Consider the following 14,574-nt stretch of genomic DNA (forward strand, 5'->3'; position numbering starts at 1 on the left):
GAGTCCCCCTCGTCATCCCGGCATGTTTTTGGCCGGGATCTCACCGGTAGCCCGTGAGATTCCGGCCAAGAGCACGCCGGAATGACGAAAGGATCAGTGCGCGGTGCGGTAGGCAGGGGCCTTGCTGGATCCCGCCGGGGTGAGAGTGCGTAACAGGGGCAGGGTGCGCTGCGGCACCACGGTCGAGAGCACGATCACGCTGTGTGAGCGCGTCACCGCCGTACTGCGGTCGATGCTCAGCAGCACACTCTGCAATCCGGCATGCGAGTCCGCCCCGATCCGGCACAGCACATCACCCGAGCCGGTGGTCGCGTACGCCTCCAGCACCCCGGGAATCGCTTCGAGATCGGCCGCCACCGCATCCAGCGCGCCCTGCGCGATCTCCAAGGTCACGAACGCCTGCACGTCGAAACCCGCTGCGGTGACATCTATCTGGGGATCGTAGGAGGAGATCACCCCCGCCTCCTCCATGCGCGCGATGCGCGATTGCACCGTCGCCCGCGCCACCCGCGTCCGCCGGGACAGCTCCAGGATCCCCGCCTTCTGGTAGTCGTGCATGGCCGTCAGAATCGCCAGATCCAGTTCGTCCAGTCTGGCGGGTGTGCGTCCCATGGCGGACCTCCGCTCGCGCTCGATGCTCCTATTCAAATTGTCCAGCACCCAGCGCCTCCAGGTGACGCAATTCACCAGAGTGTCCAGTGAATCTCGGCGATATTGCCTAGTCGCCGCCGCCGGAAGTTTCCTGAGTACATGAGCATCGAGACGCCCGCCGCCCCCCGCTCCGGTGACCTTCCCGGTGACGACGAACTGCGCCGCCTCGTCGGACTGGTGGACCACGATGCCGCCGCCGACCCCTTCCCCGTCCTCGGCTGGGACGCGCTGGTCTGGGCGGTCGGCAACGCCACCCAGACCGCGCACTACCTGCAATCCGCCTTCGGCATGCGGCTGGAGGCGTACTCGGGCCCCGAGACCGGCAACCGCGATCACAAGGCGTTCGTATTGCGCAGCGGCGGAGCCAGATTCGTGGTCAAGGGCGCGGTGAACCCGGACAGCCCGCTGGTCGGGCATCACGATCGGCACGGGGACGGGGTGGTGGACATCGCCCTGGAGGTGCCGGACGTGGACCGGTGCATCGCGCGCGCTCGCGCACAGGGTGCGACCGTGCTCGAAGAACCGCACGACGAATCCGACGAGTACGGCACCGTGCGCTCGGCGGCCATCGCCATTTACGGTGAGACCCGGCACACCCTCGTCGACCGCTCCCGCTACGACGGGCCGTACCTGCCCGGGTATCAGCCGCGCAGCTCGGAATACCGCAACCGGCCCGGCGCACCCACGCGCATCTTCCAGGCCATCGACCATGTGGTCGGCAATGTGGAGCTCGGGCAGATGGACGAATGGGTCGAGTTCTATCGCCGCGTCATGGGATTCGAGAACATGGCCGAATTCGTCGGCGACGACATCGCCACCGACTACTCCGCGCTGATGAGCAAGGTCGTCGCCAACGGCAACCATCGCGTCAAGTTCCCGCTCAACGAACCCGCCCCCAGCCGCAAACGCTCGCAGATCGACGAATACCTGGAGTTCTATCGCGGACCGGGCGTGCAGCACATCGCGCTGGCCACCAACGACATCCTCACCGCCGTCGACGTACTGCGCAGGGAGGGAATCGAATTCCTCGACACCCCCGACACCTATTACGAGGATCCGGAACTGCGCGCCCGCATCGGCCACGTGCGGGTGCCGGTGCACGAACTCCAGCGCCGCGGCATCCTGGTCGATCGCGACGAGGACGGCTACCTGCTCCAGATCTTCTGCAAACCCATCACCGACCGGCCCACGGTCTTCTTCGAGTTGATCGAGCGCCACGGATCCCTGGGCTTCGGCAAAGGCAACTTCAAAGCCCTGTTCCAGGCCATCGAACGCGAACAGGACGCACGCGGAAACCTCTGAGCCCCGCGCCAATTGCCCGGCCAGTAGGGTGGGGGCATGCGGATGACGTCGGCGCTTGTCACGGGGCTCAGCCTCGCGCTGTTGCTGTCGGCCTGCGGGGGGAGCGACGATTCGGGCATGCCGTCCGGGCCGGTGAAAGCCCCGCCGAAGGTCGCGACGCTCGGCCCGTTCGTGGGCGAATGCGGTCACCTCACCGATGACGAGGTGCGCGATCTCGGCGGCCTCGGCAGCGTCTCGCGGGTGTTCAAGAACGCGGTCGGCTGCAACTGGCAGGGCGGCGGCGTCGGCTCCGCCAGCGTCACCTTCGCCTCGTACCGCGGCAGCCCCATCGATCGCGAGAAGGCGTGGGTGAACAGCGTCGGCCGCGATCCGCAGACCATCGAGGTGGGCGGGAAGAAGGGTTTCCAGGCCCTGGACCCGCGCGGCAGCGTCTGCGATCTGGCGGTGCAGCTCGACGACGACTTCTTCGAATGGTCCATGTCCTACGGCGTCTTCGGGGTGAGCAATCAGGGCAATCCCTGTGACCGCACCCGCAAGATGGCGGAACTGACCGTGCAGCGGCTCGGCTCATGAGGGGACGCGATATGCGGCGTAAGGGCGCGGTCGTGCTGGCGGTGCTCGGCCTGACGGCGACGCTGGGGGCCTGCGGCAAGACCGTCCCCGGCACCGCGCTCCCGGCCGGCTCCGGCACCGGCGGCAGTTCCAAGATCAACACCAATTTCGACAAACTGCTGCGCGAATGCGAAGTGGTCTCGCTCGACGAGATCGGTAAGGCGGTCGGCGAAGGCACCTACGTGAACCCCTCCTTCAACGGAGCGGTCTGCATGTGGGATCTGGACGGCGGCAGCATCGGCAGCGGCATGGTGACGCTCAGCTGGTACGAAGAGGGCTCGCTGAGCAACGAGAAGCAGAACAACGATCGGCTCGGTTATGTGACGAACGACATAACCGTGCAGGGCCGCCGATCGCTGGAAACCCGCCGGCCCAACGATGCCGACTCGTGCGGAGTGAGCGCACCGGCCGCCGACACCGGCATCGTCGGATGGTGGATCAACTATCGAGCCGGCTCCAGCCACCCCGACCCCTGCGAAGGGGCCCGGAAGCTGGTGGAATTGACCCTGAACCTGGCCCGATAACGGCTCTACCAGCCGTGCTCGAGGGACCCCTTTTTGCCCCCGAAAACGGCACCGAGTATCGTGGACCGCTGTGCCCGGAAGCATTCGGGCAGGTTTGTGCGCAGTACGTAGGCCAGCGAGAGCGGCTGACCGCTCCAGCGTGCCCTGAAAAGGGTTTATGCGCTGCGTATGACACGCCCGACCTCGTGGACGCGAAATGCCACGTGAACTGGGCGGAACGCTCGAATGACAAAGACATGAAGTTCCAGACACCTGGTTACTAATAAGGAAAGCCGGTCTATGCCAACCATCAACCAGCTGGTCCGCAAGGGTCGCCGCGACAAGGTCGCCAAGACCAAGACTGCGGCCCTCAAGGGGAGTCCGCAGCGTCGTGGCGTGTGCACCCGCGTGTACACCACGACCCCGAACAAGCCGAACTCCGCGCTGCGTAAGGTCGCGCGTGTTCGCCTGACCAGCGCGGTCGAGGTCACGGCTTACATTCCGGGTGAGGGCCACAACCTCCAGGAGCACTCGATGGTGCTCGTGCGCGGCGGTCGTGTGAAGGACCTCCCGGGTGTGCGCTACAAGATCATCCGCGGCTCGCTCGACACCCAGGGTGTCAAGAACCGCAAGCAGGCCCGCAGCCGCTACGGCGCCAAGAAGGAGAAGAGCTAATGCCGCGTAAGGGCCCCGCTCCCAAGCGTCCCCTGATCAACGACCCGGTTTACGGCTCGCCGCTGGTGACGCAGCTCGTCAACAAGATCCTCCTGGACGGCAAGAAGTCCACCGCCGAGCGCATCGTCTACGGTGCCCTCGAGCAGGCTCGTGAGAAGACCGGCACCGATCCGGTCGTGACCCTGAAGCGCGCGCTGGACAACGTCAAGCCCGCCCTCGAGGTCAAGCCGCGCCGCGTCGGTGGCGCCACCTACCAGGTTCCGGTCGAGGTTCGCCCGGGCCGCGCCAACACTCTGGCGCTGCGCTGGCTGGTCAACTACTCCCGCGCTCGTCGCGAGAAGACCATGGTCGAGCGTCTCGCCAACGAGCTGCTGGACGCCAGCAACGGCCTCGGAGCTTCGGTGAAGCGTCGCGAGGACACCCACAAGATGGCCGAGTCGAACCGGGCCTTCGCGCACTACCGCTGGTGACCTGTGGCCCGGCCCTCCGTTCGGAGCTGCCGGGAAACGAGTCACATGTCGGGCGCGGCACTTACGCGCTGCGCCCGACGTTGACACCGATGGCCTCCGGAAAAATCCGGAGCCTTCCCGAGAATCCCAACTAGCTACGAGCGGGGAAGATTTCCGTGGCACAGGAAGTGCTCACCGACCTGAACAAGGTCCGCAACATCGGCATCATGGCCCACATCGACGCGGGCAAGACCACCACCACCGAACGCATCCTGTTCTACACCGGTATCACCTACAAGATCGGTGAAGTTCACGATGGCGCCGCCACCATGGACTGGATGGCGCAGGAGCAGGAACGCGGCATCACCATCACGTCCGCCGCGACGACCTGTTACTGGAACGACAACCAGATCAACATCATCGACACCCCGGGTCACGTCGACTTCACCGTCGAGGTGGAGCGTTCGCTGCGCGTGCTCGATGGCGCTGTCGCGGTGTTCGACGGCAAGGAAGGCGTCGAGCCGCAGTCCGAGCAGGTGTGGCGTCAGGCCGACAAGTACGACGTGCCGCGCATCTGCTTCGTGAACAAGATGGACAAGCTCGGCGCTGACTTCTACTTCACCGTGCAGACCATCAAGGACCGCCTGGGCGCGAAGCCGCTGGTCATCCAGCTGCCGATCGGCGCCGAGGACACCTTCGAGGGCATCGTCGACCTGGTCGAGAACAACGCCAAGGTGTGGCGCGGCGAGACCAAGCTCGGTGAGCAGTACGAGGTCACCGAGATCCCGGCCGAGCTCAAGGAGCGCGCCGAGCAGTACCGCCAGGAGCTGCTCGAGACCGTCGCCGAGTCGGACGAGGCGCTGCTGGAGAAGTTCTTCGGCGGTGAGGAGCTCTCGATCGAGGAGATCAAGGGCGCCATCCGCAAGATGACCGTCAACTCCGAGCTCTACCCGGTGCTGTGCGGTTCGGCGTTCAAGAACAAGGGCGTTCAGCCCATGCTCGACGCCGTCGTCGACTACCTCCCCTCGCCGCTGAACGTGGAGTCGGTTACCGGCCACGTCCCCGGCAAGGAAGAGGAAGTGCTGACCCGCAAGCCGTCCTCGGACGAGCCCTTCGCGGCGCTGGCGTTCAAGATTGCCACGCACCCCTTCTTCGGCAAGCTGACCTACGTCCGTGTGTACTCCGGCAAGGTCGACTCCGGCGCCCAGGTCATCAACGCGACCAAGGGCAAGAAGGAGCGTCTGGGCAAGCTGTTCCAGATGCACTCCAACAAGGAGAACCCGGTTCCCGAGGCCGTGGCCGGCCACATCTACGCGGTCATCGGTCTGAAGGACACCACCACGGGTGACACCCTGTGCGATCCGCAGAACCAGATCGTGCTGGAGTCCATGACCTTCCCGGATCCGGTCATCGAGGTGGCCATCGAGCCGAAGACGAAGGCCGACCAGGAGAAGCTGGGCACCGCGATCCAGAAGTTCGCGGAGGAGGACCCCACCTTCAACGTGAAGCTGGACCAGGAGACCGGCCAGACCGTCATCGGCGGTATGGGTGAGCTCCAGCTCGACATTTACGTCGACCGCATGAAGCGCGAGTTCAAGGTCGAGGCGAACATCGGTAAGCCGCAGGTCGCTTACCGTGAGACCCTCACCAAGACGGTGGACAAGTACGAGTACACCCACAAGAAGCAGACCGGTGGTTCGGGTCAGTTCGCCCGCGTCATCATCTCGCTCGCGCCGCTGGTCGACGCCGAGGACGGCGCTACTTACGAGTTCGAGAACAAGGTCACCGGTGGCCGCGTTCCGCGTGAGTACATCCCCTCGGTCGATGCGGGTATCCAGGACGCCATGCAGTACGGCGTGCTCGCCGGCTTCCCGCTGGTGAACGTGAAGGCCGCCCTGCTCGACGGCGCCTACCACGAGGTCGACTCCTCGGAAATGGCGTTCAAGATCGCGGGTGCGATGGCCCTCAAGGAAGCGGCCCGCAAGGCCGGTCCGGTGATCCTCGAGCCGCTGATGGCGGTCGAGGTCACCACGCCCGAGGACTACATGGGCGAAGTGATCGGCGACCTGAACTCCCGCCGTGGCCAGATCCAGGCCATGGAGGAACGCAGTGGTGCCCGTGTCGTGAAGGCGCTGGTTCCGCTCTCTGAGATGTTCGGCTACATCGGTGACCTGCGGTCCAAGACCCAGGGCCGGGCGAACTTCTCGATGGTGTTCAATTCGTACGCGGAGGTTCCGGCCAACGTGTCGAAGGAGATCATCGCCAAGGCGACCGGCGAGTAATCGCACTCGGGACGGGTTTGCGAGAATCCGTCCCGAATCGGTCGTCGAACGACCCCCTGTAATACAAACCGCACTGCTGCAAAAAAGCACGCACTAACTAGTCCAGGAGGACAACAGTGGCGAAGGCGAAGTTCGAGCGGACGAAGCCCCACGTCAACATCGGCACCATTGGTCACGTCGACCACGGCAAGACCACGCTGACCGCGGCGATTACCAAGGTGCTGGCTGACAAGTACCCGGACCTGAACGCGGCCTTCGCGTTCGACCAGATCGACAAGGCTCCGGAGGAGAAGGCTCGTGGTATCACGATCAACATCTCCCACGTCGAGTACCAGACCGAGAAGCGCCACTACGCCCACGTAGACGCCCCCGGCCACGCCGACTACATCAAGAACATGATCACCGGTGCGGCCCAGATGGACGGCGCCATCCTCGTTGTGGCCGCCACCGACGGCCCGATGCCGCAGACCCGCGAGCACGTGCTGCTCGCCCGTCAGGTCGGCGTGCCCTACATCCTGGTCGCGCTGAACAAGTCGGACATGGTCGACGACGAGGAAATCCTCGAGCTCGTCGAGATGGAGGTCCGCGAACTGCTGGCCGGCCAGGAATTCGACGAGGATGCGCCGGTCGTGCGCGTCTCCGGTCTGAAGGCGCTCGAGGGCGACCCGAAGTGGACCGAGTCGATCATCGAACTGATGAACGCCGTCGACGAGTCGATCCCGGACCCGGTCCGTGAGACCGACAAGCCGTTCCTGATGCCGATCGAGGACGTCTTCACGATCACCGGTCGTGGCACCGTCGTCACCGGTCGTATCGAGCGTGGCATCGTCAACGTGAACGAGGAAGTCGAGATCGTCGGCATCCGCGAGAAGACCACGAAGACCACCATCACCGGCATCGAGATGTTCCGCAAGCTGCTGGACAACGGCCAGGCGGGCGACAACGTCGGTCTGCTGGTCCGTGGCATCAAGCGTGAAGATGTCGAGCGCGGCCAGGTCGTCGTGAAGCCGGGCACCACCACTCCGCACACGGAGTTCGAGGGCCAGGCCTACATCCTGTCGAAGGACGAGGGTGGCCGCCACACCCCGTTCTTCAACAACTACCGCCCGCAGTTCTACTTCCGTACCACGGACGTGACCGGCGTCGTGACCCTCCCCGAGGGCACCGAGATGGTCATGCCCGGCGACAACACCGAGATGAGCGTCAAGCTCATCCAGCCGGTCGCCATGGACGAGGGCCTGCGTTTCGCGATCCGTGAGGGTGGCCGCACCGTTGGTGCCGGTCGCGTCACCAAGATCATCAAGTGATTCGTTGAACCACTTGTGATTCGCTGAATCGCTGTCAGACGGCGTCGCTCCGAAAGGGGCGGCGCCGTTTGCGTTTCAGTTCTCGCGATCGAAAATCGGCTCGCCCTGGTCGTCCACCCAATCGGTGACCGCGGTGCCGGAGACCATGCCGTCGGTGCCGGGCATGACGGTCAGCGGGCGCTCGTCCTTGTAGGACTCGGCCATCTCGTGGGCTTTCTCGCGGTGTTTATCCTCGATTTCCGGCTCCGGGATCATCTGCCGGGCATCATCCTGTTCCGCGGATTCTTCGTGAACCCGTTGTTCCTCTTCACTCATGCGGGGGTGTTGCCCGGGCAGGAGTGGGTTAAACGGGTCACGGCGGCGAAGCGGCGCGCTGTTCCTCAGACAGCCAAGGCGCCGAGCAGTAGTCCCGAATCGAAAGCCGCTGCGGCACTGGGCAATTCACCGGGACGGCCGGAGGAGAGCACTCGTACCGTGCCCGATCCGGCGGTGGGCCGGCCCAGCGCGTCCAGGCGGCGCAGGGTCTGTCCCGCGACGGCTTCGGCGCTGTCGAAGATCCGCACGCCGGGCGGAATCGCGGCCAGGATGGCATCGAGAACCAGCGGGTAATGGGTGCAGCCGAGCACGATGCCTTCGGTGCCCGCCGGGGTGCGCGCGGCCGCGCTGGCAATGGCCTCGGTAATGGTAGGCAGATCCCCACGGTCGATGGCATCGGCGAGCCCATGGCACGCCACGCCGGTGACTTCCGCGTCCCCGCCGAATTTGGCGATGAGATCGGCCTGGTACGCGCTGGCCGTGGTGGCCGCGGTCGCCCAGACGGCAACCTTCCGGCAAGCGGCGGCCGCCGGCTTGATGGCCGGCACCGTGCCGATCACCGGCACCTCCGGCCCGACCTCGGCCCGCACCTGTTCGAGCGCCGTCACACTGGCCGTATTGCAGGGCAACACAATGACTTCCGCCCCTTCGCGCAGGGAGGTGCGCGCGGTCTCGAGGACCCGGTCGACGACCCACTGCTCGGGCTTCGGCCCCCACGGCGCACCGTCGGGATCGGTTTGCAGCAGCAGATCGAGATCGGGCCGCAGCTTCCGCAACCATGCGGCCGTGGGCAGCAGCCCCAGGCCGGAATCGATGAGCGCGACGATCACACCAGTCACGGTAATGAAAGGGCCCGCCCCGACGCGAACCGCGGGTCCCCGAACCCGCCCGGAGCCCCTTTACCCGCGAGGTAATTGGCTCCCGCTCCGCCCGGTCCTACCTTCGAAAAGTCGATCCGACCCCGAGGAGTACCCGTGTCCGCCTACGGTTTCGCCCACCTGCGCACCCGCCGCCCGCATCCGGAGATCATCGAATACATCGAGCGAGTCCAAGACACCCTGGACCCCTTCGGCGCCCGCTTCGTAATCCACGGCCCACCCGCCGAAGTGGTCGAAGGCGACTGGCCCGGCAGCATGGTCCTCATCGAATTCCCCGACCTGGACAGCGCCCGAGCCTGGTACGCCTCACCCGCCTACCGCGAGATCATCCACCTGCGCACCGACCACATAGACGGCGACCTCCTCCTCATCGAAGGCGTCCCACCCGACTACCACCCCCGCGAACGCGCCGCCAAACTCCGCGCCGCGACCAGCCCGCAGCCGGGTGCCGCAAGTTGAGTGGCACACCGTTGACGGGATTCGTCCGAATACACCGCACTGGTGTGCCACTCGACGGGTCAACTGACGGCGGCGGCGACTCCGGCGGCTAGTTGGGCGCGCATTTTCATGACTTTGCCGGTCATGGAGGCGCCGACCACCGCTACCAGGGTGCCGGCGCGGAAGTAGTGGGCGAGGAATTTGCGGCCTTTGTCTTCGATGATCTGGACTTCGTCGGCCAGTGCGGGGATGCCGAGGACCTGGATCTTCATGTCGTACTGGTCGCTCCAGACGTATGGAACCTGTACGCCCGCAGGCATATCCGCACCGAGCAGGGCGGCGGCCAGCAGGGTGGCCTGTTCGCCCGCGTTGGTCCAGTGTTCGACGCGTTTGTTGCGGCCGGTGGCGTGCGGCCAGGAGGCGACGTCGCCGACGGCCCAGACGCCGTCCACGGCGGTGCGCCCGGTTTCGTCGGTGATCACGCCGCCGCCTTCGGCGGGTGCGGCCAGCGGGATGCCGGAGTCGGCGAGCCAGTCGGTGACCGGGATGGACCCGATGCCGATGACCACCAGGTCGGCGTCCACCACGCTGCCGTCGCTGAGCTGCACGCGCGTGACGACCGTGGATTCGGCTGCGTCGCTGTCGTTTCCGGTTGCCGAGGGCGTCGCGGCCGCGCTGGATTCGCCGCCGGTCGGCGCGGTGACGATGCCCGCGACCCCGATGCCGCAGCGCAGGTCCACGCCTTCCTCGCGATGCAGCCGCGCCACCAAACCGCCGATCTCCGTACCGAGGGCGGCGGCCAGGGGAGTGGGCTGGGGTTCGACGAGGGTCACCTCCAGGCCGCGGGCGCGGAAGCTGGCGGTGAGTTCGCAGCCGATGAAACCGCCGCCGACCACGACCGCGTGCGATGCGGTAGCGAGGTGTTCGCGCAGGGCCGCGGCATCGGCGTGGGAGCGCAGCACGTGGACGCCGCGGGCCGCGGGCAGGCCGGGGATGCGGCGCGGGCGCAGGCCGGTGGCGATGACGAGCTGGTCGTAGCCGATGCGCTCGCCGTCGGCCAGCGTCACTTCGCGGGCGGCGGTATCGACACCGGTGGCAGCGGTGCCGAGCCGGAGCGTGATGCGCTGTTCGACGAAGAATTCGGCGGGCCGCAGCGCGGTGTCGTCGGTTTCGCCGCGAACGTACTGTTTGGACAGTGGCGGCCGGTCGTACGGGGGCCGGTCCTCGTCGCCCAGGATGGTGAGTTCGCCCTCGTAACCAGCGCGGCGGAGTTCTTCGGCGGTGCGCAGGCCCGCCAGCCCCGCGCCAACAATTAGAACGTGTTCCACCGACTGTGACATAGCGCAAACCATATCTGTTCATCGTGGCACGCGGCGCTGTGTCCCGCACCACACCCGAGCTGGTGCTGAATCGTAGCCGGGCATTTATTGATCGGGCGGTCAATCAGGAATACAACGGAAGGTAGGACATACCCTCAGCCTTTAAGGAGGCACATCATGTTCACCGAGAGCCGCGCACAGGACGCTGTGGCTGTAGTACTCGGCGCTTTCACCGCCCTGTCCCCCCTCTGGGTCGCGCACAGTGATAAGGCCTGGTGGACCCTCGTGGTCCTGGGCGTGCTCATTGCCGCCACCGGACTCGGCCGCATGGCCAAGGTCCGCTCCGCCACCGCCGATTACGCCCTCGGCCTGCTCGGTGTGCTGTTGTTCGTCTCCCCCTGGGCGATGAGCTTCGATAACTACACTGGTGCCTCGTGGACCGCATGGGTGGTAGGCGCGCTGACAGTGGTGATGGCACTGGCGGCGATGCCGGCGGTGTCGGGTCGTCTGCACGCGGTGACGCATCACTGATGCAGATGCCTCGATCCCCCCGAGCGGGGCGTCGCCGGAGCAAGAAGACCGATGGCGACGCCCGTCAGCTCATCCTGGATGCCGCCGAAACCCTTTTCGCGGCACAGGGGTTCGATGCCACGCCGACCGCGGCCATAGCGACCGCGGCCGGCGTTCCCAAGGGTTTGGTGTTCTATTACTTCCCCACCAAGGATTCGATCCTGTCGGCCTTGATGGTGGAGCGGGTGCCGCCGCAGCCGATCGACGACATTTTCGAGGTGGTCGTCTCGGGTGATCCGGCGAAGAGTCTGGTGAATCTGGATGCCGCGGTGAATCTGCGCGACCATCATTCCTCGGTATTGCGGGTGATCATGTGGCGCGAGGCCGATACCCACCCGGATGTGCGGAAGCAATTGCGCCGTATGCGCGATCAGCTGCTGGATGTGACGGCCCGGGTGTTGCAGGCCAGTGCGCCGGTGCCGGTGCAGCCGGGTACGTTGCGCGCGTGCGCGGCCGCGTGGGTGTCGGCCATGTTCGCCATCGCCAGTACCGATCGCCTGCACGCGCTGGATGGTTTGACGTTGCCGACCGCCGATGAGGTGATGAATGTGGCCCAGGTCGTGGCGGCGGGCATGACGCAGTTGGGCTGAGTACCGGCTCGTTTCACCGATCGGCGCCCCGGCCGCCCTGTTATGGCTGGATACGCGCTTGCGAGGGGAATCAGCACCTATTGAATGCCGATTCGTCAATACCCCAATACCGTTGCTTGTGAATAGCTTTCGTAACATCCCGAGTCGCACCCGACTCGGTGCAACGGTAAGAATGTCGGCCATGGATGCCGATTTCTCGACCAGACTGGGTGAATCCCTGAACGCCCGGCGGGAGACCTACCGCCTCACTCACGGGGACCCCACTGGCCCGGGCACCGCACCGACCCCGCCGCTCACCGGCGCCGATACCGGCTCGAACCGCGCCCTTACCAACGGCTCCACGCCGCGCGCCACCCCGCCCGCCGCCCCAGAGCCGGTGCTGCGCCGCGCCTACACCGGCCGCAACGACACCATCCCCGGCACACCCGTCTCCCGTGGCCTCACCGGCGCCAACGGCAGCGACCCGACGCCGGGGTTCACCGGTCTGAACGGCAGCGACCTGTCGTCGGGCTTCACGGGTCTGAACGGTAGCGACGTGTCGTCGGGCTTCACGGGTGTGAACGGCAGTGACGTGTCGTCGAGCTCGACGGGTTCGAACGGCGGTGGCCCGGCTTCCGGTTCGACCGGCGTGAATAGCGCCGACCTGGTTTCCGGATACGCCGACACGAATTCCGGCGATCCGTTCCGCGGGTACGGGAATCCCGTCGCCTCCGGCTATCCGAGTGTCAATCGTGTCGACTCCGCCTCCGCCTACCCGGGCGTGAACGGATTCGATTCCTCCTCCGCCGATTCGAGTGTGAACGGCGCGGATTCCGCCGCCTCATTCGGCTACCGCTCGCTGGCCGAACAGTCCCATCCGGTCCCGCGCCTGTCCCCGCCGCCCGCGGCGCTGCCGACCCGCACCCCGGGCGAGTTCGCCCCGATCTCGTACGCCCCCATCGGTGAATCGGCTTCCACCGCCACCGGTTCGGCACCCGCGTCCGACCCCACTTTCAATACTTCCCGGGACTTCAGCATCCCCCCGGCAATCTCTCCCGCCGCCGCGCCCCCGGCGACCGCATCGCCCACGGACTCGGATTCCTACCTCCCGCCCGCGGATTCCTCGTCGTCGTCCTACCGTTCCCTGCTGGATTCGGTAGCGGCCGGCCTGATGTCATCGGATGACCCCGAAACCGTCTCCGCCCGCATGGAATCCGCCCTGGCCGCTCATCGCTCGCGCCACGAATCCACCGTCGCCCCGGATCCGGACTTCACCATCGCCCCTTCCGGTCTCACATCTGCTTCCGCTGCTGCGGATCCCGTCGATTCCACTCCTTCGCTGAGCCTTCCGACGGTGGACACCGCTGCGGCCGCCCCTCGCGCGGCATCCGATACCGAGTCCCGTCGTGCCGCGGGTTCCCTCCCGTCCCCGCGCCGAGTGGCGGCGGGAACCGCTTCCGCACCGCGGATCGCCACCGCCGAACTGGAACTCACCGCCTCGCTTCCACCCGCGGATCTGGCGGCGGGATCGCGGCTGCTGTCCGTTGCCGCGCAATCCGGCCGGCCGGGTGAGCGCGCCGATGTCGAACTCGGCGGTGCTTCGTCCGCGGCGGGACAGTCCGAGCCGCAGACCGCGGAATTGGATCTGCGCCGCGGTCTTTCGGCCACGACTCCGGATTCGAACGAAGCGGAGCGGCCCGCCGCATTGCCGGGGCTCCCTTCGCGTGGAAAGCGCGCCGCAGTAGAGCCGGCGGAGGAGGCTGCTTCGCTCGGCACGCCTGCCGATGCGCGTCCGGCGCCTGCCCTCGAGCCGCTCGGTTCACACTCTGCCCCGGAGCCGGTGTCCGCGCCGGATGCCGAAGCAGCCGAGACGTTTTCGTCCAGTCGCGCGGTGGCCTCCGAGCCGCGCCGGGATGCACCGGAGTCCGAGACTTCGCCGGATCGAACGGGAGAATCCGAATTGTCGTCCGAGCGTCTGGTTTCGGAGTCCGCGGCCGTGCCGCGCCGCGCAGCGGGCGATCCGCCCAGGACTCGTCGAGCCGCCAGGGAAAGCGCACGCGCCCAGGAGAATTCGACCCCGCCCCCGTCGCTGACCGAATTCCGCGAGCCGGGTTCGGCCTCGATCGGCCTGCCCGAGATCATGCGCCTGCTGGTCGCCAGCCAGGACCTCGAAGCTGCCGCCCTGCAAGCCGAGGCCGGCGATATCACCGTCTCGGAGCTGGCCCGCGCCGCCCGTCGCACCCGCCACGCCGCGGTGGACCTGGTGACCGCCTGGTACGGCGGCGCCGATCAGATGCGCGTCTTCGGAGAGATGCTGCTACGCGCAGCGGGTGAAACCGCCTGATGCTATTCACTGTTGGCCAGCCAGGAGCAGCGTCGGTCCGGTGGCCCGAGATCACCCGTCTACTCATCGCCAGCCACGAACTGGAAGCCGCGGCCGAACGCGCCGAGGCCGGCGATATCACCGTCTCCGAACTGGCCCGCGCCGCCCGCCGCACCCGCCACGCGGCCGCCGACCTCATCGCCGCCTGCTACGACGGCGACCAGCCGAGATCCGAAACGCCCCCGAAATCGGAGGATATCGCCGAGGCCGGATGAAAAGCCCGCCGCCGCGCCATCTTTCGGCCGATTCCCCCGCAGTGATCCGGACAGCCGTAACCGCCTGTCCCACTTAGGTATCCGTCTTCTCGATGCCATCCAGGGT

The 14,574-nt window shown here is 66.5% G+C and carries 16 protein-coding genes; 12 read left to right on the forward strand and 4 right to left on the reverse strand.

Features of this window, described 5'->3' with window-relative positions:
* Positions 1-93: 93 nt before the first annotated feature.
* Entirely contained in the window at positions 94-612 is a 519-nt protein-coding gene (locus NI1_RS07665) for an Lrp/AsnC family transcriptional regulator (RefSeq protein WP_067816099.1), read from the reverse strand.
* Positions 613-750: 138 nt separating this feature from the next.
* On the opposite strand from NI1_RS07665, the gene hppD reads away from it, so the two are divergent.
* The 7 genes from hppD to tuf all read left to right on the forward strand — a co-directional run bounded on the left by hppD (position 751) and on the right by tuf (position 7,781).
* Positions 751-1,953 (forward strand): 4-hydroxyphenylpyruvate dioxygenase, encoded by a 1,203-nt coding sequence (gene hppD, locus NI1_RS07670; protein WP_067816101.1) that lies wholly within the window; start codon positions 751-753, stop codon positions 1,951-1,953.
* 36 nt (positions 1,954-1,989) lie between these two features.
* Positions 1,990-2,526, forward strand: coding sequence for a DUF3558 domain-containing protein (locus NI1_RS07675; protein WP_067816103.1), 537 nt, complete (start codon positions 1,990-1,992; stop codon positions 2,524-2,526).
* Positions 2,523-3,089 (forward strand): DUF3558 domain-containing protein, encoded by a 567-nt coding sequence (locus NI1_RS07680; protein WP_084522777.1) that lies wholly within the window; start codon positions 2,523-2,525, stop codon positions 3,087-3,089. The genes NI1_RS07675 and NI1_RS07680 overlap by 4 nt, the downstream gene beginning before the upstream one ends.
* 279 nt (positions 3,090-3,368) lie before the next feature.
* Positions 3,369-3,743, forward strand: coding sequence for a 30S ribosomal protein S12 (gene rpsL, locus NI1_RS07685; protein ID WP_067816109.1), 375 nt, complete (start codon positions 3,369-3,371; stop codon positions 3,741-3,743).
* Positions 3,743-4,213 (forward strand): 30S ribosomal protein S7, encoded by a 471-nt coding sequence (gene rpsG / locus NI1_RS07690; protein WP_040813378.1) that lies wholly within the window; start codon positions 3,743-3,745, stop codon positions 4,211-4,213. The genes rpsL and rpsG overlap by 1 nt, the downstream gene beginning before the upstream one ends.
* Positions 4,214-4,368: 155 nt before the next feature.
* Complete coding sequence (fusA, locus tag NI1_RS07695) at positions 4,369-6,474, forward strand: elongation factor G (protein WP_067816112.1); 2,106 nt, start codon at positions 4,369-4,371, stop codon at positions 6,472-6,474.
* Positions 6,475-6,590: 116 nt separating this feature from the next.
* Positions 6,591-7,781, forward strand: a complete 1,191-nt coding sequence (gene tuf, locus NI1_RS07700) for an elongation factor Tu (protein WP_067816115.1) — start codon at positions 6,591-6,593, stop codon at positions 7,779-7,781.
* 75 nt (positions 7,782-7,856) lie between these two features.
* Here tuf and NI1_RS07705 read toward each other — a convergent pair whose 3' ends face one another.
* The gene (locus NI1_RS07705) at positions 7,857-8,096 is read right to left on the reverse strand and encodes a hypothetical protein (RefSeq protein WP_067816119.1); all 240 of its coding nucleotides are present in this window, start codon (positions 8,094-8,096) and stop codon (positions 7,857-7,859) included.
* Positions 8,097-8,161: 65 nt separating this feature from the next.
* Positions 8,162-8,926, reverse strand: coding sequence for a glutamate racemase (locus NI1_RS07710; protein ID WP_067816122.1), 765 nt, complete (start codon positions 8,924-8,926; stop codon positions 8,162-8,164).
* 144 nt (positions 8,927-9,070) lie between these two features.
* Between NI1_RS07710 and NI1_RS07715 the strand changes: the two genes are divergently transcribed.
* Positions 9,071-9,433 carry a DUF1330 domain-containing protein gene (locus NI1_RS07715; protein ID WP_067816126.1) on the forward strand — a complete coding sequence of 121 codons (363 nt, stop codon included), beginning with the start codon at positions 9,071-9,073 and terminating at the stop codon, positions 9,431-9,433.
* A gap of 59 nt (positions 9,434-9,492) precedes the next feature.
* Here NI1_RS07715 and NI1_RS07720 read toward each other — a convergent pair whose 3' ends face one another.
* On the reverse strand, positions 9,493-10,752 hold the full coding sequence (locus NI1_RS07720) for an NAD(P)/FAD-dependent oxidoreductase (RefSeq protein WP_245663123.1): 1,260 nt from the start codon (positions 10,750-10,752) through the stop codon (positions 9,493-9,495).
* A gap of 156 nt (positions 10,753-10,908) precedes the next feature.
* Here NI1_RS07720 and NI1_RS07725 point away from each other — a divergent pair, with 156 nt between their 5' ends.
* The 4 genes from NI1_RS07725 to NI1_RS07740 all read left to right on the forward strand — a co-directional run bounded on the left by NI1_RS07725 (position 10,909) and on the right by NI1_RS07740 (position 14,468).
* Positions 10,909-11,262, forward strand: coding sequence for an SPW repeat domain-containing protein (locus tag NI1_RS07725; protein ID WP_067816132.1), 354 nt, complete (start codon positions 10,909-10,911; stop codon positions 11,260-11,262).
* A gap of 5 nt (positions 11,263-11,267) precedes the next feature.
* Positions 11,268-11,891 carry a TetR/AcrR family transcriptional regulator gene (locus NI1_RS07730; RefSeq protein WP_157535054.1) on the forward strand — a complete coding sequence of 208 codons (624 nt, stop codon included), beginning with the start codon at positions 11,268-11,270 and terminating at the stop codon, positions 11,889-11,891.
* Between the two features lie 181 nt (positions 11,892-12,072).
* Positions 12,073-14,214: a hypothetical protein gene (locus tag NI1_RS07735; RefSeq protein ID WP_157535004.1), complete on the forward strand. Its 2,142-nt coding sequence runs from the start codon at positions 12,073-12,075 to the stop codon at positions 14,212-14,214.
* Positions 14,214-14,468, forward strand: coding sequence for a hypothetical protein (locus NI1_RS07740; protein WP_067816141.1), 255 nt, complete (start codon positions 14,214-14,216; stop codon positions 14,466-14,468). Before NI1_RS07735 ends, NI1_RS07740 begins: the two co-directional genes overlap by 1 nt.
* Positions 14,469-14,574: the final 106 nt, after the last annotated feature.

The organism is Nocardia inohanensis NBRC 100128, from assembly GCF_001612945.1.
Lineage (GTDB): Bacteria > Actinomycetota > Actinomycetes > Mycobacteriales > Mycobacteriaceae > Nocardia > Nocardia inohanensis.

What these genes read in the sequence shown, in the direction of transcription:
- rpsG (WP_040813378.1), top strand. Translation starts at nt 3,743, where the DNA reads ATGCCGCGTAAGGGCCCCGCTCCCAAGCGTCCCCTGATCAACGACCCG.
- NI1_RS07735 (WP_157535004.1), top strand. Translation starts at nt 12,073, where the DNA reads ATGGATGCCGATTTCTCGACCAGACTGGGTGAATCCCTGAACGCCCGG.
- NI1_RS07730 (WP_157535054.1), top strand. Translation starts at nt 11,268, where the DNA reads ATGCCTCGATCCCCCCGAGCGGGGCGTCGCCGGAGCAAGAAGACCGAT.
- rpsL (WP_067816109.1), top strand. Translation starts at nt 3,369, where the DNA reads ATGCCAACCATCAACCAGCTGGTCCGCAAGGGTCGCCGCGACAAGGTC.
- NI1_RS07725 (WP_067816132.1), top strand. Translation starts at nt 10,909, where the DNA reads ATGTTCACCGAGAGCCGCGCACAGGACGCTGTGGCTGTAGTACTCGGC.
- NI1_RS07705 (WP_067816119.1), bottom strand. Translation starts at nt 8,096, where the DNA reads ATGAGTGAAGAGGAACAACGGGTTCACGAAGAATCCGCGGAACAGGAT.
- NI1_RS07675 (WP_067816103.1), top strand. Translation starts at nt 1,990, where the DNA reads ATGCGGATGACGTCGGCGCTTGTCACGGGGCTCAGCCTCGCGCTGTTG.
- NI1_RS07665 (WP_067816099.1), bottom strand. Translation starts at nt 612, where the DNA reads ATGGGACGCACACCCGCCAGACTGGACGAACTGGATCTGGCGATTCTG.
- NI1_RS07720 (WP_245663123.1), bottom strand. Translation starts at nt 10,752, where the DNA reads ATGTCACAGTCGGTGGAACACGTTCTAATTGTTGGCGCGGGGCTGGCG.
- hppD (WP_067816101.1), top strand. Translation starts at nt 751, where the DNA reads ATGAGCATCGAGACGCCCGCCGCCCCCCGCTCCGGTGACCTTCCCGGT.
- NI1_RS07740 (WP_067816141.1), top strand. Translation starts at nt 14,214, where the DNA reads ATGCTATTCACTGTTGGCCAGCCAGGAGCAGCGTCGGTCCGGTGGCCC.
- NI1_RS07680 (WP_084522777.1), top strand. Translation starts at nt 2,523, where the DNA reads ATGAGGGGACGCGATATGCGGCGTAAGGGCGCGGTCGTGCTGGCGGTG.